Below are 2,147 nucleotides of genomic sequence, written 5' to 3'. Positions count from 1 at the left end.
GCGCAAAAGATATACACAAATAAATGATGCGGCAGGTGCTTGAAGATTAAGCTATAGCAAATAAAGCAGCAAAATAGTGGCAGTGCGATGGCGATTAAGCCAAATACCGCAAAGTAAAAGGGCTGCTTAAGAATGAAGGTAGCGAAAAACAGTACTGGCAGCATTGCTACTAAGGTCGCCATGCGCCAGCCATACATCAACATTAGGCTGACTAAAGCCAAGAAATGCAAATGGATCTGTTTATCAATGCTGGCGTCGAGCAACCAAAGGGTATTGATGGCAGTAAGCACGCACAGCAGCCGCCATTGCTGCTCTCTATCTTTAGCTATTTGCGCCAGCATGCGTTTGGGCCAAATTGCCCATAACCACAGCCCCAATAAGGCGATAAACAACCCCTCCTTAAAGCCAAACTGCCAGTTTATGTTCGCCGCTAATGACAGCCAGAATTCGCTCATAAAATCCCTGTATTGCCGTTACCTAATCATCCAGAGTTTAGCTTAAGTAATTATTAGTAAGCTGGCTACTGTACATGGATACTTAGGTTAAAAGTGCAGGAGATAAAATAGCCTAGTAACCCAATTTTTACTTTTAACGTTAAACCTAATGGGCATATTCATGTTAGTTATAAATGTTAATAGATGTCATTCACTAAATTTAATGTAAAGAGGCTCGCCAAGACGGATTCATAAATGACCTTTCGATTTAAGGATAAGCATGATTTCTCTTGTATGATCGGCATTGTCTACAGTTGCTCGAGTGATTTGTCCAGCGGCAACTAGAAATAGCCCTGCTATGGAAACAGCGAAACCCGAAAGTGAGGAAATAATAGCGCCGCTTCTAGAGTAGCTAGTATTTTGAGTTAGGAGTATAAGTGCTATGACAATACCTATAATGCAAATTATCCACCCGATTCCAGATATAAAAGAAGATAAGCCTTTAGCTACCCTGTAGTCCGATTTATAGCTGGGTTCATTGAAGGTTAGCTGTTGATGTGTTTCAGAGCTGTTTTGAGACGCTTTAGGGTCACTTTGTGGTGTAATAAACCATTGAGCACCTACTATTCTGCCGACATAAGAGCCGTCTTTTATTCTAGCTACAACAGTTTTAGGATCTAAGTTGTGTCTTTGGGCAAAGTCTTCTAACGAAATCATTCCTTTAGGTGGGGAAATACTCACAGAACTCTCCTTTAGTGATTAATTTGAAGTACCAGCTTACTCTATGGTTTAGATTTATTATAAATACATTAATCACTAATTGATGCGCCTAAGCATAAAGCGCGTTAAGTACTTTAGTCGTTGTTGCTTTGGCCAGTTCATTCAATGTTGGACTTCTGCTTTTTGATTAGCTACTTCTAGGAACTGAAATGCCATAGACTCTGCATTATTGTATGCCCCTCGAACAATATCAGCTCGTTGAAAATCGGTATTTAAGTACTCTTCCTGAAACATCTGTAGTGCAATTTTGTTGTGATTATATCCAATTACATCTGTAAACATGCCATTGATATAAAATTGCTGTAGTTTATCCACATTATCGGCGTACTCTTTTGGGGCTGCGTGGCTCACTGTAAAACAACCTATTAGGCTGATGGTTACTATTGTCTTTAAGTGTGCATAATTTATTTCCCTATAATCGACTCATTTGCTGATTGAAGCTTGTACATGGTTCGGTTTGGGATATGGGCATATATGAGTCGCCCAAGTGAAAACGTAAAATACGTTGTGCTTCGCGGTAGGCTCTAACACGATCTACCGTGTTGATATATCGATGTTGGAAACCCACGAAGGTGGGGTCTTGTTGATTCAGCTTTGCAACACACATTCGTAAATAGACCGACTTATTCAGCAAATCAGCTGCTTCTTGTCTCGTGGTGGCTGAGACTTGTTTGTTTCGAAGGGAAAGAATTTGCTGGAATAGCTGGCCGGCTTGTAGGCCAAGCTGATGAAATTCTGGCTTGTTGTCCATTATGACGAACACTTCAAAATCGTCACGCAGACCGTTTTGGTTGTTGTCATAACCATCGATACTGTTATTGGCGGTTTCATGGTCATATTCTGGTAATTTGTAGCCAGCACTTAAGGGCGAGTTGGTCACGACCTGTTGAACTGAGATGTTATTTAGATTGAATTGTTCTCTGCGTATTAGCT

General features: G+C 40.7%; 4 protein-coding genes. All 4 read right to left on the bottom strand.

From position 1 onward, the window contains the following. On the bottom strand, positions 1-455 hold a 455-nt coding region (locus ACQY6Q_RS15410), incomplete at its 3' end, for a hypothetical protein (protein WP_427982726.1). Positions 456-683: 228 nt separating this feature from the next. Continuing rightward, the gene (locus ACQY6Q_RS15405; RefSeq protein WP_427982725.1) at positions 684-1,175 is read right to left on the bottom strand and encodes a hypothetical protein; all 492 of its coding nucleotides are present in this window, start codon (positions 1,173-1,175) and stop codon (positions 684-686) included. Between the two features lie 141 nt (positions 1,176-1,316). Beyond that, positions 1,317-1,565, bottom strand: a complete 249-nt coding sequence (locus ACQY6Q_RS15400) for a hypothetical protein (RefSeq protein ID WP_427982724.1) — start codon at positions 1,563-1,565, stop codon at positions 1,317-1,319. A 61-nt stretch (positions 1,566-1,626) separates the two neighbouring features. Beyond that, positions 1,627-2,147 (bottom strand): hypothetical protein (locus ACQY6Q_RS15395; protein ID WP_427982721.1); only part of this gene is annotated, 521 nt, incomplete at its 5' end.

It is taken from the genome of Agarivorans sp., from assembly GCF_050295395.1.
Taxonomy (GTDB): Bacteria; Pseudomonadota; Gammaproteobacteria; order Enterobacterales; family Celerinatantimonadaceae; genus Agarivorans.
Note: the sequence above shows the minus strand (reverse complement) of the source record. Positions and strands in the feature narration are given on the sequence as shown.